The sequence below is a fragment of the Microbispora sp. H10949 genome (genome assembly GCF_014161435.1).
In the GTDB taxonomy this organism is placed as follows: domain Bacteria; phylum Actinomycetota; class Actinomycetes; order Streptosporangiales; family Streptosporangiaceae; genus Microbispora; species Microbispora triticiradicis.
In genome coordinates this window covers 490,607-512,333 of record NZ_JABBWZ010000004.1, presented here as the reverse complement: position 1 = coordinate 512,333, position 21,727 = coordinate 490,607, and the positions used below count along the sequence as shown (strand labels likewise).

Here is a 21,727-nt window from a genome sequence, read left to right as displayed (position 1 = left end):
CATGGCCGACACGCCGCCTGACGACGCGCCGGCGAACGGCGCAGCGGCGCGGCGGACGCTGGTGAGATGGGCGCCGGCCCTCGTGGTGCTCGCGCTGACGGCGGCCGCGCTGAGCCGCTACGGCGTCCGCGTCTCCGACACGGCCCGTTTCTGCGGCTACGTCGTCGTCTGTCTCGCGATCCCGGGAACGCTGCTGGTCCGGGCCCTCTACCGGGGTGACCGCTCCCGGGGCGAGGAGGTCGCGCTCGGGCTGGCGCTCGGATACGCGCTGGAGGTGTTCGCCTACGTCGCGGCCAGGGCCGTGGGGGCGCCGCTGCTCGTCCTCGCCTGGCCGGTCGCGACGTACGCGGCCTTCCTCCTCGTGCCCCGCCTGCGGCGGTACTGGAGAAGCGACCCCGCCACGGCCCGGTCGCCGATCTGGTGGTCCTGGTCGCTGGCCCTCGTCGTCGCCTACCTGGTGGTCTGGAGCGCGGTCAACTTCTTCCGCACGCAGGCCCTCGCCTGGCCGGCGCTCGGGGCGTCGTACCCCGACATGCCCCTCCACCTGGCGTTCATCGGCGAGCTGCGGCACCACGTGCCCCCGACGATGCCGATCGTCGCCGGGGAGCCCCTGCCGTACCACTGGTTCGTCTACGCCCACTACGCGGCGGCGAGCTGGGTGACCGGCGTGGAGCCGCTGGTCCTGCTGTTCCGCCTCGGCATGCTGCCGATGATCGCCGCGCTCGTGGTCCTGCTGGGCCTGGCTGCCCGGCGCGTGATCGGGTCGCGGGCCGGAGCCCTGGCCGCCCTGGCCGCCGTCTTTCTCGTCGCGGCGCCGAACCTCTACATCGGCCCGGTCGGCGGGGCGCTGGTCTGGAAACCGGTCCAGTCCTGGTCGAGCCCCACGCAGACCTTCGGCGCGCTGCTGTTCGTCCCGGTCTTCCTCCTGCTGAGCGATCTGCTGGAGAACCGGCGGCCGCTGGAGAACGGGCGGCGGAGCCCGCGCGAGTGGCTCCTGCTCGGGATCTTCCTGGCCGCCGTCATGGGGGCCAAGGCGACGTACCTGCCCCTGCTCACGGCGGGCCTGGCGGCGGTGGCCGTCGCCGGGACGGTGCGACGCCGCCGCCCGGACGGCCCGGCCCTGGTCGCGCTGGGCATGAGCGCGGCCTGCCTGCTCTTCGCCCAGTTCGTCCTGTACGGCGGGGTGCGCGGGGGAACGACGGCCGCCCCGCTGTCCCTGATGCGCGTGACGTGGGGCGGCGTGACCGGCGAGGGGAAGCCGCTCGCGGGGCCGGTGGCCACGGTCCTCGGGCTCACCCTCCTGTGCGTCCTGTCCGGAGCCGTCGCCTGGTGCGGGACGCTCGGCCTGCTCACCCGGCCCCGGGCGCTCGCCCGGCCCGCCGTCGTGCTGACCCTCGGCATGAGCCTGGCCGGGCTGGGCGTGGCGCTCTGGTTCGGGCATCCCGGCCTGTCGGAGATCTACTTCCTCCAGGCGCCCTATCCCTATCTGGCGATCGTCTCGGTCTACGGCCTCGTCACCGTCCTGCGCGGGTCGGGGACGTCGCCGCTGTCCGTCGTGTGCGCCGCCGGTGCCGGAGCCGTCGCCGCCTACTGCATCCGGATCCTGTGCGACGTGCGGGTCCCGCTGCCCGACGGAGAGCCGCTCGGCGTGCTCGCCCTGCCGTACGCCGCCCTGCTGGTCTTCGTGGCGCTGACGGCGGTCGCGCTGGCCGCCGCGCGGCGCGGCGCGCTGCCCCCGTTGGCTCTCACGCTCGTGGTGACCTCGGCGTTCGCCGCGCCGGCCGCCTGGTTCACCCGGGTCCTTCCGGTGACGTACAAGGCCCCGGTGGTCGCGGCGGAGGACGCCGACCGCGCGGTGCGGGCCCAGGCGATGCCGCGGGGCATCGTCACCGCCGCGCGGTGGCTGCGCGACCATTCCCGCCCCGGCGACCTCGTCGCGACGAACCTGCACTGCCGTCTCGGCGTCGACGGCCCCTGCGACAGCCGCGCGGCCTGGGTGTCGGCGCTGACCGAGCGGCGGGTGCTCGTCGAGGGATGGGCGTACGCGACGGCGAACCTGGACCGGTGGAGTCCGGGTCGGGTGCTCTGGTACCAGCCGTTCTGGGACCGCGAGCGGCTCCGGGCGAACGAGGCGCTGTTCGCCGCGCCCTCGGCGCGGGCGGCCCGATCGCTGCGGGAACGACACGGGGTGCGCTGGCTGTTCGTGGACGAGCGGCTGACGGTCCCCGGCGCGAGGCTCGGAGACGTCGCCGCCGCGCGGTTCCGCTCCGGGGACTTCGCCGTCTACGAGATCGCCGGCCCGGCCGCGGGGCGCTGAGCATCATTGAGATGCCGGGCGCTCTTGAGATACCGGGCGGCGGCGGGCCCGGTGTTGAAGATCAGGTCGAGCACGCTGACGTGGTGGTCGAACGGCGGGTGCGCCTGCGGATACTCCGGATAGCCGGAGTAGTCGAACCACCGGACCCCGATCCCGGCCCGGTCGAAGAGGCCCTCGTCCAGGTAGGCGCGGGCGGCCGGGCCGGTGAGGTACTCGTCGGCGCCCGCCTTGCGGCACAGGTCCACGAGCCGCTCGGTCCTGGCGCCCGACGCGGCGTAGTCCTCGGCGCGGGTCAGGTGCGCCGGGATGCCGAGCACGCCCAGCAGCCCTTCGAGGAAGTGCCGGTTGATGTCCGACAGCCGGTCGTGGCGGCAGCCGAGGTAGAGCCGTTCGATCGCCGGCGCGACCGCCTCGAAGCAGGGGGCCTTGCGGTAGGTCTGCGCGAGCAGGAGCCAGTGCGCGCGGGGCCAGTCCGGGTCGCTCGCGACCACCTCGTTGATCAGGCGGCCGCGCGGGCCCCGCCGTACCGGGACGGACAGCCACTTCGGACCGGCGGCAGTCTTGACCAGGTTGCGGTTGCGCCAGTCCCTGTCGGTGTACTGCACGTCGTCGAACAGGATGAACTCGTCGACGTGGGCGATCAGGTCGAAGTACCCCTTCCAGGGGATGTAGTTCGACTGCACGACGGCGACCCGCTTCACGCGCTCCACCCCTCCGGGCCGCCCGTCACCGTCATCGGCTGCGCCGCGCCGCTCTCGGCCCGGCTGCGGACGATGTAGGTGGGGCGTCCCATCCTCTCGACGTGGATCCTGCCGAGATACTCCCCGATGATGCCGAGCGCGATCATCTGGGCGGACGCGAACAACGCGATCATCGACGCGGTCGAGGTGAAGCCCTTGACGGTGCTGTCGCCCGACCAGTACGTCCAGAGGAAGACCGTCAGCAGGACGATGCCGAACGCTCCGGTCAGCAGGCCGAAATAGGTCACCAGGCGCAGCGGGAGCGTGCTGTAGCCGACGAACACGCCGATCGCGTGGCGCACGAGCATCGCGGGCGTGTAGTTGGAGCGGCCGGCGTGCCGGCTGTCCATCCGCACCGGTACGGTGCCGACCCGGGTGGTCGCCCACGAGAAGGCGATGTCGATCTGCGTGTGCGGACCCCCGACGCCGTCAAGCGACTCCCGCAGAAAACTCCGGAAGGCGCGGAACGCGGAGATGTCCGCGCCGTTTTCCGCGCCGAACCGCCCGGAAAGACTACATTTCAGGGATTTGGAGGCGAAATCGCGAATTCGTCCGTGCGTCCCGCCGGTCGGCACGCCGTACACGATGTCGAGGCCGGGCTCCAGGCCCGCCAGGAGCCGGGGGATCTCCTCCGGCGGATGCTGCAGGTCGTCGTCCATCGTCACCATGACCTCGTAGCGCGCGCAGCGGATGCCCGCGACCAGGGCGTTGTGCTGCCCGTAGTTGCGGGCCAGCAGCACGGCGCGGACGCTGCCGTGCCGCTCGGCGAGGCCCTGGGCCACCTCCCACGTGTCGTCGGGCGAGCCGTCCACGACGAGCACGACCTCGAAGAGGTCCGCGGCGGCGGGCAGAACGGCGAGAAGGCGTTCCACCAGGGGCGGCAGCGTCCGGGCGGATCGGTAGCAGGGGATCACAACGGATACGTTGGTCATGGCGTCATTGTGATGAGCGGCTACCGGCCTCCTCGTGCCGCACATCCGAATTTGCGGGATATTGAGAAATCCGATCCGCACCTTTCACGCTCGTTCGCAATGTGGTCCGCCGGCTTCGCGCGGGTCCGCGCATAGCATTGGCGACTGGCGGGCGGCCGGATGCGATTCCCGCGGCCCCGCCCGGGAGAAAAGGCGCCGGACATTCCGTTCCTTCCGCGCGGCTCCCGTATGTGAGGGGAGATCATGGACGTCACATTGAGGCCGGTCCGCGAGGCGGACCTCGACGTTTTCGAAGCGGAACGGGCGACGCCCGAGGCGCGGGGCGAGTTCCAGTGGTACGGATACCGCCACTCCGGCGCGCTGCGCCGGCGGTTCGCGGACGACGGCCTGCTCGGCGACGACTACGGGCGGCTCGCCGTCGACTCCGGCGGGGACACCGCCGGGTGGGTCGCCTGGTGGAAGACGGCCTGGGGACCCGAGACCACGTGCTGGTGCTGGACGATCGGGATCTGCGTCTTCACCGGCTACCGCAACCGCGGCATCGGCACCGAGGCGCAGCGCCTGCTGGCGGACTACCTGTTCGCGCACACCCGGGCCGAGCGCCTCCAGTGCTTCGCCGACGTGGCCAACATCGGCGAGCAGCGCGCGGTGGAGAAGATCGGGTTCACCCGTGAGGGCGTCCTGCGGCGGGCCCAGTGGCGCGACGGCGGCTGGCACGACCAGGTCCTCTACTCGCTGCTCCGCGGTGAGCCGCGATGAGCCGCCCACGGGGTGTCGCGGAAGGACGCGGACAGCGGTGAAGGCACTCGTCCTGGCGGGCGGCAAGGGCACGAGGCTGCGCCCGCTGACCCACACCTCCGCCAAGCAGCTCGTCCCCGTCGCCAACAAGCCCGTGCTCTTCTACGGGCTGGAGGCGATCAGGGACGCCGGCATCACCGACGTGGGGATCATCGTCGGCGACACGGGCCGGGAGGTCCGCGCGGCCGTCGGCGACGGCTCCGCGTTCGGGCTCGACGTCACCTACATCCCCCAGGAGGCGCCGCTCGGGCTGGCGCACTGCGTCCTCGTCGCGCGCGAGTTTCTGGCCGGCGAGCCGTTCGTCATGTACCTGGGCGACAACTTCCTGGTCGGCGGCATCCGCGGCCTGGTCGACGCCTTCCGCGCCGAGGAGTGCGACGCCCGCATCCTGCTCACCCGGGTGGCCGAGCCGCAGTTCTACGGAGTGGCCGAACTCGGCCCGGACGGGGAGATCGTCGCGCTGGAGGAGAAGCCCGAGCACCCGCGCAGCGACCTCGCGATCGTCGGGGTCTACACGTTCTCGCCCGCGATCCACGAGGCCGTCCGCGCGATCGGGCCGTCCGCGCGAGGCGAGCTGGAGATCACCGACGCGATCAAGTGGCTCATCGACGGCGGGCACCGCGTGCGGTCCCACTTCGTCACCGGCTACTGGCGCGACACCGGCCGCCTGCAGGACATGCTGGAGTGCAACCGCATCGTGCTGGAGGCGGTCGAGCCCGGCGTCGCGGGGACCGTGGACGGGCTGTCGGAGGTGACCGGGCGGGTGGTGATCGCCCCCGGCGCCGTGGTGGAGGGCTCGGTCATCCGCGGCCCGGTGGTGATCGGCGCCGACTCCAAGATCATCGGTTCGTACGTCGGGCCGTACACCTCGATCGGCGAGGGCTGCGTGATCGAGGACGCCGAGGTGGACTACAGCATCGTGCTGGCCGACTCGGCCATCCGGGGCGTCCGGGGCATGACCCACTCGCTGATCGGCCGCAACGCGGAGGTCACGAAGGCGACCGGGGTGCCCAACGCCTACCAGCTCATGATCGGAGACCACAGCAAGGTGCAGGTGCGCGCGTGAAGATCCTCGTCGCCGGCGCGGCCGGTTTCATCGGCTCCCACTACGTCCGCTCGCTGCAGTCGGGCGCCTACCCCGGGTACGAGGACGCCCGGGTCACGGTGCTGGACAAGCTCACCTACGCCGGCAACCCGGCCAACCTCGCCCCGGTGGAGACCCGCCCCGCCTACACGTTCGCGCGCGGCGACGTCTGCGACGCGGCGCTGCTGCGCGAGCTGGTCCCCGGGCACGACGTGGTCGTGAACTTCGCCGCCGAGACCCACGTCGACCGGTCGATCAGCGGCGCGGGCGACTTCGTGACGACCAACGTGCTGGGCACGCAGCGGCTGCTGCAGGCCGCCCTGGAGGCGGGCGTGCGCACGTTCGTCCAGGTGTCCACCGACGAGGTGTACGGCTCGGTCGACGAGGGGACGTGGACGGAGGCGGAGCCGCTGCTGCCGAACTCGCCCTACTCGGCCGCCAAGGCCGGGGCCGACCTGCTCTGCCGCGCCTACCACCGCACGTACGGGATGGACGTCCGGGTGACCAGGTGCTCCAACAACTACGGGCCGTACCAGTATCCGGAGAAGGTCGTCCCGCTGTTCGTCACCAACCTGATCGACGGGCGTCCCGTGCCGTTGTACGGCGACGGCGGCAACGTGCGGGAGTGGCTGCACGTGGACGACCACTGCCGGGGCGTCCAGCTCGTGCTGGACAAGGGGGAGCCCGGCGAGGTCTACAACATCGGCGGCGGCGTCGAGCTGAGCAACCTCGATCTCACCCGCCGGATCCTCGACGCCTTCGGCGCCGGATGGGAGATGGTCGAGCACGTACCCGACCGGCCGGGGCACGACCGGCGGTACGCGCTCGACAGCGGAAAGATCCGGGCCATCGGCTACGAGCCCCTGACGGGGTTCGACGAAGGGCTCGCGGACGTCGTGCGCTGGTATCGGGACCACCAGGACTGGTGGCGCCCGCTCGTGAACCGCCGCGGCTGAGACATCGTAACTGCCAGGGGACGGGGGTCCTTGATGGAGAAACTGGTCGTGGTGGGGCAGGGGTACGTCGGCCTGCCGCTTGCGGTCCGCGCGGTGCGGGCCGGGTTCGACGTGGTGGGCGTCGAGGTTGACGAGCTGCGGGTCAAGCGGCTCAACGCCGGTCAGTCGTACGTCGAGGACGTCGGCGACGACGCGCTCGCCGCCGCCCACGGGACGGGCCGCTACCGGGCCAGCGCGGACTACGCCGACGCCGACGGCTTCGACGTCTGTGTGATCACCGTGCCGACGCCGCTGACCGACGGCGTGCCCGATCTCAGCCACATCGCGTCGGCCGGCCGGTCGCTCGCCCCATATCTGCGGCCGGGCGCGACCGTGGTGCTGGAGTCGACCACCTATCCGGGGACGACGGAGGAGTACCTGCGCCCGATCCTGGAGGAGGGGTCGGGGCTGCGCGCTCCCGGCGACTTCCACCTCGGCTACAGCCCGGAGCGGATCGACCCCGGCAACGCGCGGTGGCGCCTGGAGAACACGCCGAAGGTCGTCTCCGGCCTCGACGACGCCGCCCTCGCGCGGGTCCGCGCCTTCTACGAGACCGTCGTCGAGCGCGTCGTCCCCGTGTCCTCGCCGCAGGTGGCCGAGTTGTGCAAGCTCCTGGAGAACACCTTCAGGCACGTGAACATCGCCCTGGTCAACGAGCTGTCGGTCTTCGCCAGGCAGCTCGGCATCGACGTGTGGGAGGCCATCGACGCCGCCTCGTCCAAGCCGTTCGGCTACATGCGCTTCACCCCGGGGCCGGGGGTCGGCGGCCACTGCCTGCCGATCGACCCGTCGTACCTGTCCTGGAAGGTCAAGCGCAGTCTGGGGCACAACTTCCGGTTCGTGGAGCTGGCCAACGACGTCAACGACCACATGCCCGCGCACGTCGTCGACCGGCTGGTGCTGGCGCTGAACGACCGGCGCAAGGCCGTGAACGGCAGCCGCGTCCTCCTGCTCGGCCTGTCGTACAAGAAGAACACCGGCGACTGCCGCGAGTCTCCCGCGCTGGAGGTGGCGAGGCTCCTGCGCAGGCTGGGCGCGCGGGTGTACGCGGCGGATCCGCACGTCGACCTCGCGTTCGTGGCCGAGGGGGTGGCGATCGCCGAGCCGTCGGCGCGGGAGGCGGCCGCGGCCGACGCCGTCGTGATCCTCACCGACCACGACTGCTTCGACTACGAGATGATCCGGCGCGAGAGCGCCTTCGTCCTCGACACCCGCAACCGCTGCCGGGGACCCAACGTCGAGCGGCTCTGACGCGGCGCCTCCGCTCCCGGCCCGCCGCCACGAGAGCGGGCCGGGAGGCCGGGGCGGCGGCGCCGGTCAGAGGACGCGGGGGTGCCGGGTCAGGTCGTGCGGGCCGACCGCCGGGCCGTGCTCGAACGGCAGGTCGCCGACGAGCGCCACACCCTCGCCGTGGGCGTCGGGGGAGCCGTCCGGCAGCGTCGGCCACGGCGGCGCGGCAGCGAGGCGGCGGGGCGCCCGGCCGCCCAGACGGCGCGCCACGTCGGCCCGCAGCTGCGGCAGGTACGCGTAGAGGCGGTCGCCCGGGCAGGCGGTCCGGTTGAGATCGCGGTGGCCGACGATCGCCACGCGCGGGTCGAGCTCGTACGCGTCGCACAGCCAGGCCAGCAGCGAGGTCAGCGCGGCCAGCTGCCGGGCGGGCGGCAGGCAGGAGGTGTAGGTTCCCTCCGTCTCGACGCCCAGCGTGTGGTCGTTGTGGTCGGCCGCCTGCGCCCCCAGCACGTGCCTGCCCGCCTCGACGGCCGGCAGCGAGCGGTTGCGGCCCTCCATGACGTAGCCGCCCCGGCTGACCGTGAACTGCTCGCCGATGTCCTCCCAGCCGTTGCGCCGCATGTGGTAGCGCTGGATCGCCCGGGACAGCCGGAAGGCCGCCTCCAGGTCTGTCGCGCCGGTGTTCGCCGTCGCCGTGTGGTGGACGACGAGCCGGTCGGGGACCCGGTCGAGCACCTCGGCCTTGCTCGCGGGCGGGTCGGCCCGCCACTCCGAGCGGGTGTACACGCGCGGGCGCCGGGGGCCGCGGGCCGCCAGGGCGGGCCCGGCCAGTGAGGTGATCCCGCCCTGGGCGGACAGCAGCGCCACGGACAGGTACGCCGACGACAGGAACGCGCGACGCGAGATCGCTGGCAAACGTCCTCCCGGGTGGGCGCGGGCCCACGCGGGCCCGCATCAGGCGGGAGGCGGCTTCGGTATCCCCGTCCGCCACCGCGGATATTCCTGCCGCCGGGAAACCGGTCACATGTCAACCGAAATGTCTGTGCCATCCCGGTGGCGGAAACGGCGCACCCCGGTCACGAAACGGCAGTCCCGTGATCACGGGAATGTCGTGAAATGACCACACGAGGTGCGCGGTCGCGGGAGCGCTGACCTTCGTGACGGCGTGCGACCGGCCCGCGCGCGGAGCCGGGCGGCACGGGTGCGGGCGGCGACACGCGGCCTTAACGCGGACTCCCGCGCGGGCGACCGGTCGTTAACGCGGTGTTGCGTCCGTTATGCCTGTGGATTGCATGTTTCCGGGGTGCGGCACATGTAACGACCGCACGATCACACATCGTCAAGGTGCGTAACGACCCCTTCCTAGCGTCGGTACCGGTTCCCAGCTGAGAAAGACGCCCCCAGCTGACACGAGACGCAGGAGGAACGATGACCGTGACGCAGGCGGCGAACACGGCTACCGGCGAACCCGGGAAGGGCCGGTGGATCGGTGACTGGCGACCGGACGATCCCGCGTTCTGGGAGGGCACCGGGAAGAAGACGGCCCGGCGCAATCTGGTGTTCTCGATCCTGGCCGAGCACCTGGGCTTCACGCTGTGGACCGTCTGGAGCATCGTCGCCGTCAAGCTCGGCGCCTACAAGTTCTCCACCGACCAGCTGTTCTGGATCGTCTCCCTGCCCAACCTCATCGGCTCCGCGCTGCGCATCCCGTACACCTTCGCCCCCGCGCGGTTCGGCGGGCGCAACTGGACGGTGGTCAGCGCGCTGCTGCTGCTGGTGCCGGCGGTGCTGCTGGCGGTCGCGGTGAACGACCCGGGCACGCCCTACTGGGCGTTCCTCGCCATCGCGGCGACGGCCGGGCTCGGCGGTGGCAACTTCGCCTCCAGCATGGCCAACATCACCTACTTCTACCCGCAGAGCAGGCAGGGCGCGGCCCTCGGCCTGAACGCCGCGGGCGGCAACATCGGCGTCAGCTCGGTGCAGCTGCTGATGCCGCTGGTCATCGGGGGCTTCGGGCTCGCCGCGGCCGGACTGTTCTGGGTGCCGTTCATCCTGCTCGCCGCCGCCGGCGCGTACTTCTTCATGAACAACCTCACCTCCGCCAAGGCCGAGCCGAGGGAGATGGCCAAGGCGGCCGGCCGGGCCCAGACGTGGATCATGTCGCTCCTCTACATCGGCACGTTCGGCTCGTTCATCGGCTACTCGACGGCCTTCCCGCTGCTGATCAAGTCGCAGTTCGCCGACCACGCCTCGATGGTCTCGCTGGCGTTCCTCGGCCCGCTGGTCGGCTCGGTCATCCGGCCCGTCGGCGGATGGCTGTCGGACCGCCTCGGCGGGGCCGCCGTCACGTTCTGGAACTTCGCCGCGATGACCGGCGCGGTGCTCCTCGTGTGGCAGGCCATGTCCGCCCACAACTTCGCGCTGTTCTTCGTGGCCTTCATGCTGCTGATCGGCACCGCCGGCGTCGGCAACGGCTCCACGTACCGGATGATCCCGGCCATCTTCCGCGCCAAGGCCGTCGCGGGCGTCGAGCCCGGCACGCCGGAGTTCGAGGAGGCGCTGCGCACCGGCAAGCGCGACGCGTCGGCGGCCATCGGCTTCATCTCCGCGATCGGCGCGTTCGGCGGCTTCTTCATCAACCGCGGGTTCGGCAGCTCCATCGCCGCCACCGGCGGTGCGGGAGCGGCGCTGGCGGCCTTCGCCGCCTTCTACGCCCTGTGCTTCGCCGTCACCTGGTTCTGCTACATGCGGACCCTCGGCGCGAAGGCGGCCCCCAGTCTGGCGGCGGCCCGCGTCTGAGCCGGCCGGTCCGAGCCGGCCGGTCCGAGCGGGCCCGTCTGAGCAGGGTCCGGACCCCACCCCCCCGCGGGCGCCCGTGCGGCGCCCGCTCTTTTCCGCCGTACGTCTCACCGGCGGCGAAAGCACAAGTGAGCTCCGGAGACGACGAGGTCTCTCACCACGCCGCGATCGCCGAAGTTAGCGCGGTTGGCGCCTTGTAGCACAGCGGTAACAGAAGGGACCCAGCGGTGAAACCGCCTGTACCCACCATCGGATCCATGCCGATCTCACTGCACGCTCCAGGTCCTGTGATGTCACAGGTCCACGGGGACACCACAGTGGGCTCGGCCACGCACTGCCCCTACTGCGCCCTGCAGTGCGGCATGTACGTCGCCAACGGCGAGATCACCCCAAGAGAGGACATCCCGGCCAACTCCGGCGGCCTGTGCCAGAAGGGCTGGACGGCGGCCGAACTGCTGACCTCACCCGAACGGATCACCACCCCGCTGCTCCACGGGAAGCCGGTGACCTGGGAGGAGGCGCTCGACTACACCGCCGGCCGCCTCCGGGCCATCCGGGCCGAGCACGGGCCGGACGCCGTGGCGGTCTTCGGCGGCGGCGGGCTGACCAACGAGAAGGCCTACCAGCTCGGCAAGTTCGCCCGGGTGGCGCTGCGAACCAGCCAGATCGACTACAACGGCAGGTTCTGCATGTCGTCGGCGGCGGCCGCCGTCAACCGCGCCTTCGGGATGGACCGCGGCCTGCCGTTCCCCATCACCGACATCGGCCGGGCGGACGCGGTGCTGCTCGCCGGGGGGAACGTCGCCGAGACCATGCCCCCCTTCGTGCGGCACCTGACCGCGATGCGGTCGAGGGGCGGCCGGCTCGTCGTGATCGACCCCCGCCTCACGCAGACCGCCCGGCTGGCCGACCTGCACCTGCAGGCCACCCCCGGCACTGACCTCGCGCTGGCGCTGGGCCTGCTGCACATCGCGGTCGCCGAGGGCCACGCCGACCTCGGCTACCTCGCCGCGCGCACCACCGGCTTCGAGGCCGTGCGCGCCTCCGTGTCGGCCTGGTGGCCCGAGCGGGTGGAGCGCGTCACCGGCGTCCCCGTCGCCCAGATGCGCGAGGCCGTACGCATCCTCGGCGAGGCCGGGCGCGCGATGATCCTGACCGGCCGGGGCGCGGAACAGCACGCCAAGGGCACCGACACCGTCACCGCCTTCGTCAACCTGGCGCTCACCCTCGGCCTGCCGGGCCGGGAGGGCTCCGGGTACGGCTGCGTGACCGGTCAGGGCAACGGCCAGGGCGGCCGGGAGCACGGCCAGAAGGCCGACCAGCTCCCCGGCTACCGGAAGATCGACGACCCGGCGGCGCGGGCGCACGTCGCGGCCGTCTGGGGGGTCGACCCCGCCGACCTGCCCGGACCCGGCAGGTCGGCGTACGAACTGCTCGACGCGCTCGGCACTCCGGAGGGGCCGAGGGCGCTGCTGCTGTTCGGTTCCAACCCCGTCGTCTCCGCGCCGCGCGCCGGGCACGTGACGGAGCGGCTGGCCGCGCTGGACCTGCTCGTCGTCGCCGACTTCGTGCTGTCGGAGACCGCGGCGATGGCCGACGTCGTGCTCCCCACGACCCAGTGGGCCGAGGAGTCGGGCACGATGACCAACCTGGAGGGCCGGGTGCTGTTGCGCCGCCAGGCCGCGGCGCCGCCGCCGGGCGCGCGCAGCGACCTGCGGATCCTCGGCGGGCTCGCCGAGCGGCTCGGCTGCGGCGAGAAGTTCCCCGCCGACCCGCGCACGGTCTTCGACGAGCTGCGCCGGGCCTCCGCCGGAGGTATCGCCGACTACTCCGGCATCACCTACGAGCGGATCGCGGCCGAGACCGGCGTGTTCTGGCCCTGCCCCGCCACCGAGACCGCGCCCGAGACCGCGCCCGAGACAGGGGCCGAGACAGGGGCCGAGACAGGGACAGGGACCGAGGCCGGGCCCCACCCGGGGACGCCGCGGCCCTTCCTGGACCGCTTCGCCACCCCGGACGGACGGGCCCGCATGGTGCCGGTGGACCACCGCCCGCCCGCCGAGGACGTGGACGAGGAGTTCCCCCTCTACCTGACCTCCGGGCGGGTGCTGGCCCACTACCAGTCGGGGGCGCAGACGCGCCGCATCCGGTCGCTCAACCAGGTCGCGCCGGAGGTCTTCGTGGAGGTGCACCCCGACCTCGCCGAACGGCTGAACGTCGCGCCCGGCGACCGCGTGCGGGTGCGCAGCCGCCGGGGCGCCGCCGAGGCGGTGGCCCGCGTCAACGCCTCGATCCGGCCCGACACGGTGTTCATGCCGTTCCACTGGGAGGGCGTCAACCTGCTCACCAACCCGGCGCTCGACCCGATGTCGCGGATGCCGGAGTTCAAGGTCTGCGCCGCGACTCTCGAACGGTGCACCGGCGAGGACATGGAGTGTGACGCGTGAGGCTCGTCGTGGTGGGGAACGGCATGGCCGGCGCGCGTCTCGTGAGCGAGGTGCGCGCCCGGGACCGGCACGTCAAGATCACCGTGTTCGGCGCCGAGGCCTGGCAGCCGTACAACCGGGTGCTGCTGTCGAACGTGGTGGCGGGCACGTCGCGGCCGGACCAGGTCCGGCTGCTCGGCCCCCGCTGGCACGCCGAGCACAACGTCACCGCGCACCTCGGCGTCGAGGTCACCGCGATCGACCGGGACGCCCGGACCGTCGTCGCGGCCGACGGGACGCGCGAGCCGTACGACGTGCTCGTGCTGGCCACGGGCAGCGAGCCGGTGATCCCGGCGATCCCCGGCGTGGAGCGGGCGACCGCGTTCCGCACGCTGGACGACTGCGACCGCATCAGGGAGGCCGCCGCGAGCGCGCGCAGCGCGGTCGTGATCGGCGGCGGGCTGCTCGGCATCGAGGCCGCGCGCGGGCTGGCCGGCCGGGGTGTCCCGGTGACGCTGCTGCACGTGCGCGACCACCTGATGGAGCGCCAGCTCGACGCGGAGGCCGGGCTCATCCTCCGCGAGACGCTCGGCTCGCTCGGCGTCGCCATCCGCACCGGCGTCACCGTGACCGCTGTGCGGGAGCGGCACGTGGAGCTGGCGGGAGAGGAACTGGTCGACGCCGACCTGGTGGTGGTCGCCTGCGGCGTGCGCCCGGTCGTCGGCCTCGCCCGCGACGCGGGGCTGGAGGTCGAGCGCGGCGTCGTCGTCGACGACGAGCTGCGCACGGACGACCCGTCGATCTTCGCGATCGGCGAGTGCGCGCAGCACGCGGGCCGGGTCTACGGCCTGGTGGCGCCGGCCTGGGAGCAGGCGTCGGTGCTCGCCGACCTGCTGACCGGGGCCGACAAGGGCGCCCGCTACCGGGGCTCGCGGCTGGTCACCCGCCTGAAGGCCAAGAGCGTCGAGCTCGCGGCGATGGGGGAGACCCACCTGACCGACGAGGAGGCGGAGATCGTCCGCTTCTCCCACCGGCACAAGGGCACCTACCGCAAGCTTGTCATCCGCGACGGCCGGCTGGTCGGCGCGATCCTGCTGGGCGAGACCTCCGCCGTGGGCACGCTCACCCAGCTGTTCGACCGAGGCGGGCCGCTCCCGGGCGACCGGACCGGCCTGCTGTTCCCCGGCGTGGGCGCCGCGGCGACGGCCGACAACCCGACCCGGATGCCGGACTCGGCCCGGGTCTGCCAGTGCAACAACGTGACGAAGGGCCAGATCAGGGCGTGCTGGGAGTCCGGCGCGCGTGACGTGGAGGCCGTAGCCGCCGCCACGAGGGCCACCACCGGGTGCGGCGGCTGCCGCGACGCGGTCGAGGGCATCGTCGGCTGGTTGTGTGAGCAGGAAGGCGTGAGCGCATGAAGGTACGTCAGCGCATGAGACTCGTCGTGGCGGGACACGGACCGACCGCGCACCGTCTGATCGAGACGCTCGTGGAGCGGGGCTTCGACGGGACGATCACGGTATTCGGGGAGGAGCCCCGCCCGGCCTACGACCGGGTCGCGCTCACCTCCTATCTCAGCGGCAAGAGCGTGGACGACCTCACCTACCGGGTGCCGGACGGCGTGAGCCTGCGGACCGGCGTGAAGGTCGTCGGCGTCGACCGCGCCGCCCGCACCGTCGCCACCGACGCCGGCTACTCCGAGCCGTACGACGTGCTGGTGCTGGCCACCGGGTCGGCGCCGTTCGTGCCGCCGGTGCCGGGCAGGGACCTGCCGGGCTGCTTCGTCTACCGCACGATCGACGACCTGGACGCCATCAGGGAGGCGTCGCAGGACGCCCGCGCCGGCGTGGTCATCGGCGGCGGCCTGCTCGGCCTGGAGGCGGCCGACGCCCTGCGCGGGCTCGGGCTGGAGACGCACGTCGTCGAGATGAGCGGCTGGCTGATGCCCCGCCAGGTGGACGAGGGCGGCGGCTCGGTGCTGCGTAACCACATCGAGGCGCTCGGGCTCACCGTCCACACCGGCGCCGGGGTCCGGTCGATCGAGGCCGGGCCGGACGGCCGGGTGGCCGCGCTGGTCAGGCCGGACGGCGAGGCCGTCGACGCCCAGGTCGTCGTCTTCTCCGCCGGGGTGCGGCCGCGCGACGAGCTCGCGCGGGACTGCGGCCTGGAGGTCGGCGAGCGCGGCGGCATCGTGGTGGACGAGGGCATGCGCACCTCCGACGAGCACATCTACGCGATCGGCGAGTGCGCGCTGGCCGCCGGGATGGTCTACGGCCTGGTCGCGCCGTGCTTCGCCCAGGCCGAGGTGGCCGCCGACCGGATCCTGCTCGGCTCGGCCGCCTTCACCGGCGCCGACATGTCCACCAAGCTCAAGCTGCTCGGCGTCGAGGTGGCGCAGTTCGGGGCCATGTCGGGCGCGCTCGACGTCACCTACATGGACCCGGTCGCCGGCGTCTACAAGCGCCTGTTCGTCAGCGACGACGCCACGACCCTGCTCGGCGGCATCTGCGTCGGCGACGCCGGGCCGTACAACGCGCTGCGGCCCTTCGTCGGCAGGCCGCTGCCCGGCGCGCCGAGCGACCTGCTGTTCGCGGGCGCGGGCACCACGTCGACGGACCTGCCGGACGACGCCCAGGTCTGCTCCTGCAACAACGTCACCAAGGGGAAGATCTGCGCGGCCATCGCCGACAAGGGCCTGACCGACGTGCAGGGCATCAAGGACTGCACCCGGGCCGGCACCACCTGCGGCAGCTGCGTGCCGATGCTCAAGCAGATCCTGGTGAAGTCGGGCGTCGACGTCGGCAAGGCGCTGTGCGAGCACTTCGCCCACAGCCGGGCCGAGCTGTTCGACATCGTGAGCGTGCGGGGGATCACCACGTTCTCCCAGCTCATCGCCGAACACGGGACGGGCCGCGGCTGCGACATCTGCAAGCCGGTGGTCGCCTCGATCCTCGCGTCCCTCGGCCGCGGCCACATCCTCGACGGCGAGCAGGCCACGCTGCAGGACACCAACGACCACTTCCTCGCCAACATCCAGAAGAACGGGACCTACTCGGTGGTCCCGCGCATCCCGGGCGGCGAGATCACTCCGGACAAGCTCATCGTGATCGGCGAGGTGGCCCGCGACTTCGGGCTCTACACGAAGATCACCGGCGGGCAGCGCATCGACCTGCTCGGGGCCCGGGTCGAGCAGCTGCCCGCCATCTGGCGCCGTCTCGTGGAAGCCGGCTTCGAGTCCGGGCACGCGTACGGCAAGGCCCTGCGCACGGTGAAGTCGTGCGTCGGGTCCACCTGGTGCCGGTACGGCGTGCAGGACTCGGTCGGCCTGGCCATCGCGCTGGAGCTGCGCTACCGCGGGCTGCGCTCGCCGCACAAGCTCAAGTCGGCCGTCTCCGGATGCGCCCGCGAGTGCGCCGAGGCCAGGTCGAAGGACTTCGGCATCATCGCCACCGAGCAGGGCTGGAACCTGTACGTCGGCGGCAACGGCGGCTTCAAGCCCCGCCACGCCGACCTGCTGGCCGCCGACCTGTCGACCGACGACCTGGTCAGGACCATCGACCGGTTCCTGATGTTCTACATCCGCACCGCCGACCGGCTGCAGCGCACCGCCGCGTGGCTGGAGGGCCTGGACGGCGGTCTCGGCTACCTCCGTGAGGTGATCATGGAGGACTCGCTCGGCATCTGCGCCGACCTCGACGCGCAGATGGAGCGGCACGTGGCCACGTACGTCGACGAGTGGCGCGCCGCCATCGAGGACCCCGACAAGCTGCGGCGCTTCGTCAGCTTCGTGAACGCCCCGGGCATCCCCGACCCCTCGATCTCCTTCGAGACCGAACGCGACCAGATCAAGCCGGTGCTGATTCCTCTGGAGGCAGTGCGCTCATGACCATCCTCAACGAAACGGCGACCCGTACCGACCGCTGGACCCCGGTCTGCTCCTACACCGACCTGCTCCCCGAACGCGGCGCGGCCGTGCTGGTCGGCACCCGGCAGGTCGCGGTGTTCCGCACGTTCGACGGAGCCCTGTACGCCCTGGGCAACTTCGACCCCTTCAGCGGGGCCTACGTGCTGAGCCGGGGCATCGTCGGCACCAGGGGCGGTGAGCCGACCGTGGCCTCGCCCATGCACAAGCAGGTGTTCTCACTGGTCACCGGCGTGTGCGTGGACGACCCGGGCGTCGCCGTGCCGACCTATCCCATTCGTGTGACGGACGGAACCGTGGAGGTGAGCGTGGTATGACCACGCTGCTTGAGGAGGCCCCGATGACCCTGGAGACGGCGCCGGACGCGCTGGCCGGGTTCACGATCGGGGTGACGGCGACCCGCCGCAGCGAGGAGCTCTCGGCGCTCCTGGAACGGCGGGGCGCCCGGGTGGTGCGGGCGCCCGCGATCCGCATCGTGCCGCTGGCGGAGGACACCGGGCTGCTCGCCGCGACCAGGGCCTGCCTGGAGGCGCCGGTCGACGACGTGGTCGTCACCACGGGTGTGGGGTTCCGCGGCTGGATGGCGGCGGCGGAGGGCTGGGGCCTGTCCACCGACCTCAACGCCCACCTGGCCGGCGCCCGGCTGCTGGCCCGCGGCCCCAAGGCGAGGGGAGCGGTGCGGGCGGCCGGGCTGGCGGACTACTGGACGCCGGGCACCGAGTCGTGCGAGGAGGTCAAGGAGTACCTGCTCGCGCAGGACCTGCAGGGCCGCCGCATCGCCGTGCAGTTGCACGGCGAGCCGCTGGACGGCTTCGTCGCCGCGCTGCGCGAGGCGGGGGCGGATGTCATCGAGGTGCCTGTCTATCGCTGGCTGCCCTACCGTGACACCTCGCCGCTGCGCCGCCTGATCAGCCAGGCCATCACCGGCTCGGTGGACGCGGTCGCCTTCACCAGCGCGCCCGCCGTGCTGGCCATGCTGGGCGCCGCCCGCGCCGACGGGCTGGAGGACGCCCTGCTCGCCGCGTTCGACACCCGGGTGGTGGCGGCCTGCGTCGGCCCGGTCACTGCCGGGCCGCTGACCCAGCGGGGCGTACGGGTCGTCCAGCCCGATCGGGCCCGCCTGGGCGCGCTCGCCCGGACCCTCGCCCGGCACCTGCCGGAGAGCGGGGTCACCCGGCTCGTCGCGGGCGGCCACGAGCTGGAGATCCGCGGCCACGCCGTGGTGGTCGACGGCACCCTCAAGCCGCTGCCGCCCGCCCCGATGGCCGTGCTCAAGCGGCTCGCCGAGCGCCCCGGGCACGTGGTGGGCCGTGCCGACCTGCGGGTGGTGCTGCCCGGCGGGCCCTCCCGCGACTCGGCCGAGCACGCAGTCGAGATGGCGATCACCCGGCTGCGCCGGGCGCTCGGCCCTTCCGGCATCGTCGAGACCGTCGTCAAGCGCGGCTACCGCCTCGCCTGCGGCCGCGACGACCGGTGACGCCGCCGATGCGGTGAGACGGCCCGTGTGAGGCGGCTCGCGAGATGAGGCGGCTCGGTGGCGGGAACGACGACGGAGGCTCTCGAAGCCTCGGGGCGGAGGAGAGCGAGATGGAGACCCCAACCCTGGTGATGGCGGCGCACGGGGCGCGCAGCGGGCACTGGGAGTCGGTGATGGAGTCGCTCGCTGCGCGGGTGCGCCGGGCCCGGCCCGGCGCGGGGGTGGAGCTGGCGTTCCTGGAGATCAGCTCGCCGCTGCTCGCCGACGTGCTGGCGGGGACGCCGGGACCGGTCGTCGTGGTCCCGATGCTCCTCGCCGGGGGATACCACGCCCACATCGATCTGCCGGCCGTCGTCGCCCGCACCCGGCCCGACGCGGTCGTCGCCGGGCAGCTCGGCCCGCACCCGCTGCTGACCTCGGTGCTGGCGCGGCGTCTGGCCGCCGCCGGCCTGCGGCCCTGCGACGCCGTCATCCTGGGCGCGGCCGGGTCGTCCGACCCCGCCGCCCTGGACGACGTCCGCGCCGCCGCGCGCCTGCTGTCCGTACGGCTGTCGCGTCCCGTCACCGCCGCCTTCGCCTCGTCCGGCACCCCCACGGTCGCAGAGGCGATGGAACGGGCCAGGTCGGGCCTCGCGCCCCGGGTCGCCGTCGCGTCCTACCTGCTCGCGCCCGGCTTCTTCCACGACCGCCTGACCGGTGCCGGGGCCGACCTCGTCAGCGCGCCCCTCGGCGTGGACGACGACCTCGCCGCCCTGGTCTGGACCCGCTTCGACGAGGCCCTCGCCCGCCGCCACCCCACCGGCCTGCCCGCCCTCGCGGGCTAGGGTCCGGGCGTACGTCAGGCGGCGTGGTCACGGAGGTAGCGGGCGAAGGCCTCCCGGGCCAGTTGTGACACGGTCTTTCCCTCCCGTTCTGCCAGCTCTTTGGCGGCGGCCTTCTCCTCGGGACTGAGACGGAACGTCACCTGCGGCGAGCGCGTTCCAGGGGCCGTGAGAGAGGGGCGGCCCACCGCGCGCCGCACATGCTCCACCGCGGCGTCCACGTACGCCTGGTCGATCCGGTTGCCTCGCCGGTCGTAGACCTCCTCGGCCTGGAGGTCGACGTCCGACTCGTCGTCCAGACCGAGCTCGATGTCGTCCGGGGGCCAGGGGCCGTTGTACTCGGTCACGGCTTTCTCCTCAGTGCGGCCGGCATCGCATGGATGACCAGCAGGTACTTCTCGGTCAGCACGGCGATCACCTCCAGTTCCGGTCCGCGGTCGTCCAGCCCGACCCAGTGCCACTGCTCGTCCAGGCCGACACGGGGCGGCGGCACCACCAAGGGCGGTCCGCCTCGGATGACGGCCAGCACCCGAGCAGTGCCGACGCGATGCTTCCGCGCTGACTGCGTCCACCTGATTCTACGCGCATCGCCGGATTATGCCATGCACAATTCGATCCGCGGTCGGAGTGGCCGTGGGATCAGGAGTACTTCCCGATCGCGGACGGCTCGGCGTGCGGTATGAGCTGGTCTTTCAACCGTGTGGTTGACGGACGCCTCCTGCGCGGCCTAGGGTTCTTTCAACCAGCGGGTTGAAAGAGGGTGATGGCTACGGACGCGCTGTCCCGGGTCTTCGCGGCCCTCGCGGATCCGACCCGGCGCGACATGGTCGCCCGGCTCTCGGAGGGCGACGCGACCGTGAGCCGCCTGGCCGAGCCGTACGGGATGACGCTGCAGGCCGTCTACAAGCACCTGCGGGTGCTGGAGGACGCCGGGCTCGTCAGCCGTCCGCGCGGGCCGCAACCCCGGCCGGTACGCCTGGAGGCCCACGCCTTCGAACTCATGGGCACCTGGATCGAGCGCCACCGGGAGCGCGTCGAGCGGCGCTACCGCCGCCTCGACGCGGTTCTGGCGGAGATGGACGGAGACGAGAATGGACAGGATCACGGAGACGATCATCGAGGCCGACGCGAGCGTGCCGGTGATCCGGATGGCTCGTGACTTCGCGGCGACGCCCGAGCGGCTGTTCCGCGCGCACACCGATCCCGTGTTGTTCGCCTGGTGGGTGGGTCCCGACACCACCGTCACCCGGATCGAGCACTGGGACGCGCGTACCGGCGGGAGCTGGCGGTACGTCTCGGCGCACGACGGCACGGAGTACGCCTTCCGCGGCTGCTTCCACGAGGTACGGCCGGACCGTATCGTGCAGACCTTCACGTTCGAGGGCGATCCCGACGGGGTCGCGCTGGAGACGCTGTGGTTCGAGGACCTGGGCGACGGCCGCACGCGGCTGCGGACGCAGTCGCTGACCGACAGCTTCGAGAGCCGCGACGCGTGGCTGCGCAGCGGCATGGAGGTCGGTGTCGACGACGGGTACGCGAAGCTCGACAGGATGCTCGCCGATGACGCTGTCTGACCGCCCCGCCGAGCGGCACCGCCAGATCGCCGGGCTGTTCACCGACCGGGTCCGCGGCGCCCGGTCCTGGGACGCGCCGTCCCCGGTCGCCGGCTGGGCCGCCCGCGACGTCGTGCGGCACCTGACCGGATGGCTTCCCGGGTTCCTCGCCTCGGGCGCCGGTGTCGAACTGCCCCACGGGCCGTCCGTGGACGAGGACCCGGTCGCCGCGTGGCAGGTGCACTGCGACGGCGTGCAGGCCGTGCTGGACGATCCGGAGACGGCGCACCGGGAACTCGCCAACCCCCACGTCGGCAGCCTGCCTCTCGGCGCCGCGATCGACCGGTTCTACACCGCTGACGTGTTCATGCACACCTGGGACCTCTCCAGGGCCACGGGCCAGGACGACCGGCTGGACCCCGGCTTCTGCGCCCTGCTCCTCGCCGGGATGGAGGGGATGGAGGGGATGGAGGAGGTCATGCGCTCCTCCGGCCAGTTCGGCGCGCGGGTCGAGGTGCCCGGCGATGCGGACGCCCAGACCAGGCTGCTGGGTTTCATCGGCCGGGACCCGTTCTGGCGGGGCGCCGGCCCGGACGTCCCCTGACGGCGGAGAACGGCCCCGGCCGCTCTCGA

Annotated in this window: 20 protein-coding genes; 15 read left to right on the top strand and 5 right to left on the bottom strand. The window is 72.6% G+C overall.

Going from position 1 to position 21,727, the window contains the following annotated elements; genetic code table 11:
- Position 1: 1 nt before the first annotated feature.
- Positions 2–2,317, top strand: coding sequence for a hypothetical protein (locus HHX40_RS12635; RefSeq protein ID WP_182880711.1), 2,316 nt, complete (start codon positions 2–4; stop codon positions 2,315–2,317).
- Here HHX40_RS12635 and HHX40_RS12630 read toward each other — a convergent pair.
- Positions 2,284–3,018, bottom strand: a complete 735-nt coding sequence (locus HHX40_RS12630) for a WbqC family protein (protein WP_182880710.1) — start codon at positions 3,016–3,018, stop codon at positions 2,284–2,286. The two genes, HHX40_RS12635 and HHX40_RS12630, sit on opposite strands and share 34 nt — an antisense overlap.
- Positions 3,015–3,989, bottom strand: coding sequence for a glycosyltransferase family 2 protein (locus HHX40_RS12625; RefSeq protein WP_182880709.1), 975 nt, complete (start codon positions 3,987–3,989; stop codon positions 3,015–3,017). Before HHX40_RS12625 ends, HHX40_RS12630 begins: the two co-directional genes overlap by 4 nt.
- 243 nt (positions 3,990–4,232) lie before the next feature.
- On the opposite strand from HHX40_RS12625, the gene HHX40_RS12620 reads away from it, so the two are divergent.
- The 4 genes from HHX40_RS12620 to HHX40_RS12605 are packed head-to-tail and all read left to right on the top strand — an operon-like array spanning position 4,233 to position 8,117.
- A complete protein-coding gene (locus tag HHX40_RS12620; protein WP_182880708.1) occupies positions 4,233–4,748 on the top strand; it encodes a GNAT family N-acetyltransferase in 516 nt (171 codons plus the stop codon).
- A gap of 37 nt (positions 4,749–4,785) precedes the next feature.
- The gene (locus tag HHX40_RS12615) at positions 4,786–5,853 is read left to right on the top strand and encodes a glucose-1-phosphate thymidylyltransferase (protein WP_182880707.1); all 1,068 of its coding nucleotides are present in this window, start codon (positions 4,786–4,788) and stop codon (positions 5,851–5,853) included.
- The gene (rfbB, locus tag HHX40_RS12610) at positions 5,850–6,827 is read left to right on the top strand and encodes a dTDP-glucose 4,6-dehydratase (RefSeq protein ID WP_182880706.1); all 978 of its coding nucleotides are present in this window, start codon (positions 5,850–5,852) and stop codon (positions 6,825–6,827) included. The genes HHX40_RS12615 and rfbB overlap by 4 nt, the downstream gene beginning before the upstream one ends.
- A 33-nt stretch (positions 6,828–6,860) precedes the next feature.
- Positions 6,861–8,117, top strand: coding sequence for a nucleotide sugar dehydrogenase (locus HHX40_RS12605; RefSeq protein ID WP_182880705.1), 1,257 nt, complete (start codon positions 6,861–6,863; stop codon positions 8,115–8,117).
- Positions 8,118–8,183: 66 nt separating this feature from the next.
- On the opposite strand, the gene HHX40_RS12600 is transcribed toward HHX40_RS12605, so the two are convergent.
- On the bottom strand, positions 8,184–9,011 hold the full coding sequence (locus HHX40_RS12600) for a peptidoglycan recognition family protein (RefSeq protein WP_259403492.1): 828 nt from the start codon (positions 9,009–9,011) through the stop codon (positions 8,184–8,186).
- Positions 9,012–9,524: 513 nt separating this feature from the next.
- Here HHX40_RS12600 and HHX40_RS12595 point away from each other — a divergent pair.
- The 7 genes from HHX40_RS12595 (at position 9,525) to HHX40_RS12565 (ending at position 19,544) form a co-directional block, all read left to right on the top strand.
- The gene (locus HHX40_RS12595; protein ID WP_182880704.1) at positions 9,525–10,895 is read left to right on the top strand and encodes an MFS transporter; all 1,371 of its coding nucleotides are present in this window, start codon (positions 9,525–9,527) and stop codon (positions 10,893–10,895) included.
- A gap of 290 nt (positions 10,896–11,185) precedes the next feature.
- Entirely contained in the window at positions 11,186–13,342 is a 2,157-nt protein-coding gene (locus tag HHX40_RS12590) for a molybdopterin oxidoreductase family protein (RefSeq protein ID WP_259403491.1), read from the top strand.
- A complete protein-coding gene (locus tag HHX40_RS12585) occupies positions 13,339–14,739 on the top strand; it encodes an FAD-dependent oxidoreductase (protein ID WP_182880702.1) in 1,401 nt (466 codons plus the stop codon). Before HHX40_RS12590 ends, HHX40_RS12585 begins: the two co-directional genes overlap by 4 nt.
- A gap of 14 nt (positions 14,740–14,753) precedes the next feature.
- Complete coding sequence (nirB, locus tag HHX40_RS12580; protein WP_182880701.1) at positions 14,754–17,207, top strand: nitrite reductase large subunit NirB; 2,454 nt, start codon at positions 14,754–14,756, stop codon at positions 17,205–17,207.
- Positions 17,204–17,560, top strand: a complete 357-nt coding sequence (nirD, locus tag HHX40_RS12575) for a nitrite reductase small subunit NirD (RefSeq protein WP_117410607.1) — start codon at positions 17,204–17,206, stop codon at positions 17,558–17,560. The genes nirB and nirD overlap by 4 nt, the downstream gene beginning before the upstream one ends.
- A complete protein-coding gene (locus tag HHX40_RS12570; RefSeq protein WP_182880700.1) occupies positions 17,557–18,720 on the top strand; it encodes a uroporphyrinogen-III synthase in 1,164 nt (387 codons plus the stop codon). Before nirD ends, HHX40_RS12570 begins: the two co-directional genes overlap by 4 nt.
- A gap of 110 nt (positions 18,721–18,830) precedes the next feature.
- A complete protein-coding gene (locus HHX40_RS12565) occupies positions 18,831–19,544 on the top strand; it encodes a sirohydrochlorin chelatase (RefSeq protein ID WP_117410605.1) in 714 nt (237 codons plus the stop codon).
- 14 nt (positions 19,545–19,558) lie between these two features.
- On the opposite strand, the gene HHX40_RS12560 is transcribed toward HHX40_RS12565, so the two are convergent.
- Both HHX40_RS12560 and HHX40_RS12555 read right to left on the bottom strand, forming a co-directional pair.
- Complete coding sequence (locus HHX40_RS12560; protein ID WP_182880699.1) at positions 19,559–19,888, bottom strand: plasmid mobilization protein; 330 nt, start codon at positions 19,886–19,888, stop codon at positions 19,559–19,561.
- Positions 19,885–20,040, bottom strand: coding sequence for a hypothetical protein (locus HHX40_RS12555; protein ID WP_182880698.1), 156 nt, complete (start codon positions 20,038–20,040; stop codon positions 19,885–19,887). Before HHX40_RS12555 ends, HHX40_RS12560 begins: the two co-directional genes overlap by 4 nt.
- Before the next feature lie 264 nt (positions 20,041–20,304).
- Here HHX40_RS12555 and HHX40_RS12550 point away from each other — a divergent pair, with 264 nt between their 5' ends.
- The 3 genes from HHX40_RS12550 to HHX40_RS12540 are packed head-to-tail and all read left to right on the top strand — an operon-like array spanning position 20,305 to position 21,698.
- On the top strand, positions 20,305–20,700 hold the full coding sequence (locus HHX40_RS12550) for an ArsR/SmtB family transcription factor (protein ID WP_182880697.1): 396 nt from the start codon (positions 20,305–20,307) through the stop codon (positions 20,698–20,700).
- On the top strand, positions 20,633–21,115 hold the full coding sequence (locus HHX40_RS12545; RefSeq protein ID WP_182880696.1) for an SRPBCC family protein: 483 nt from the start codon (positions 20,633–20,635) through the stop codon (positions 21,113–21,115). The genes HHX40_RS12550 and HHX40_RS12545 overlap by 68 nt, the downstream gene beginning before the upstream one ends.
- A complete protein-coding gene (locus tag HHX40_RS12540; RefSeq protein WP_182880695.1) occupies positions 21,102–21,698 on the top strand; it encodes a TIGR03086 family metal-binding protein in 597 nt (198 codons plus the stop codon). The genes HHX40_RS12545 and HHX40_RS12540 overlap by 14 nt, the downstream gene beginning before the upstream one ends.
- The last annotated feature ends 29 nt before the right edge of the window (positions 21,699–21,727 follow it).

Excerpts from the sequence above, each read along its gene's own strand:
- HHX40_RS12620 (WP_182880708.1), top strand. The coding sequence starts at position 4,233 with ATGGACGTCACATTGAGGCCGGTCCGCGAGGCGGACCTCGACGTTTTC.
- nirD (WP_117410607.1), top strand. The coding sequence starts at position 17,204 with ATGACCATCCTCAACGAAACGGCGACCCGTACCGACCGCTGGACCCCG.
- HHX40_RS12635 (WP_182880711.1), top strand. The coding sequence starts at position 2 with ATGGCCGACACGCCGCCTGACGACGCGCCGGCGAACGGCGCAGCGGCG.
- HHX40_RS12570 (WP_182880700.1), top strand. The coding sequence starts at position 17,557 with ATGACCACGCTGCTTGAGGAGGCCCCGATGACCCTGGAGACGGCGCCG.
- HHX40_RS12550 (WP_182880697.1), top strand. The coding sequence starts at position 20,305 with ATGGCTACGGACGCGCTGTCCCGGGTCTTCGCGGCCCTCGCGGATCCG.
- HHX40_RS12545 (WP_182880696.1), top strand. The coding sequence starts at position 20,633 with ATGGACAGGATCACGGAGACGATCATCGAGGCCGACGCGAGCGTGCCG.
- HHX40_RS12605 (WP_182880705.1), top strand. The coding sequence starts at position 6,861 with ATGGAGAAACTGGTCGTGGTGGGGCAGGGGTACGTCGGCCTGCCGCTT.
- HHX40_RS12595 (WP_182880704.1), top strand. The coding sequence starts at position 9,525 with ATGACCGTGACGCAGGCGGCGAACACGGCTACCGGCGAACCCGGGAAG.
- HHX40_RS12625 (WP_182880709.1), bottom strand. The coding sequence starts at position 3,989 with ATGACCAACGTATCCGTTGTGATCCCCTGCTACCGATCCGCCCGGACG.
- HHX40_RS12565 (WP_117410605.1), top strand. The coding sequence starts at position 18,831 with ATGGAGACCCCAACCCTGGTGATGGCGGCGCACGGGGCGCGCAGCGGG.
- nirB (WP_182880701.1), top strand. The coding sequence starts at position 14,754 with ATGAGACTCGTCGTGGCGGGACACGGACCGACCGCGCACCGTCTGATC.
- HHX40_RS12540 (WP_182880695.1), top strand. The coding sequence starts at position 21,102 with ATGACGCTGTCTGACCGCCCCGCCGAGCGGCACCGCCAGATCGCCGGG.
- HHX40_RS12590 (WP_259403491.1), top strand. The coding sequence starts at position 11,186 with ATGTCACAGGTCCACGGGGACACCACAGTGGGCTCGGCCACGCACTGC.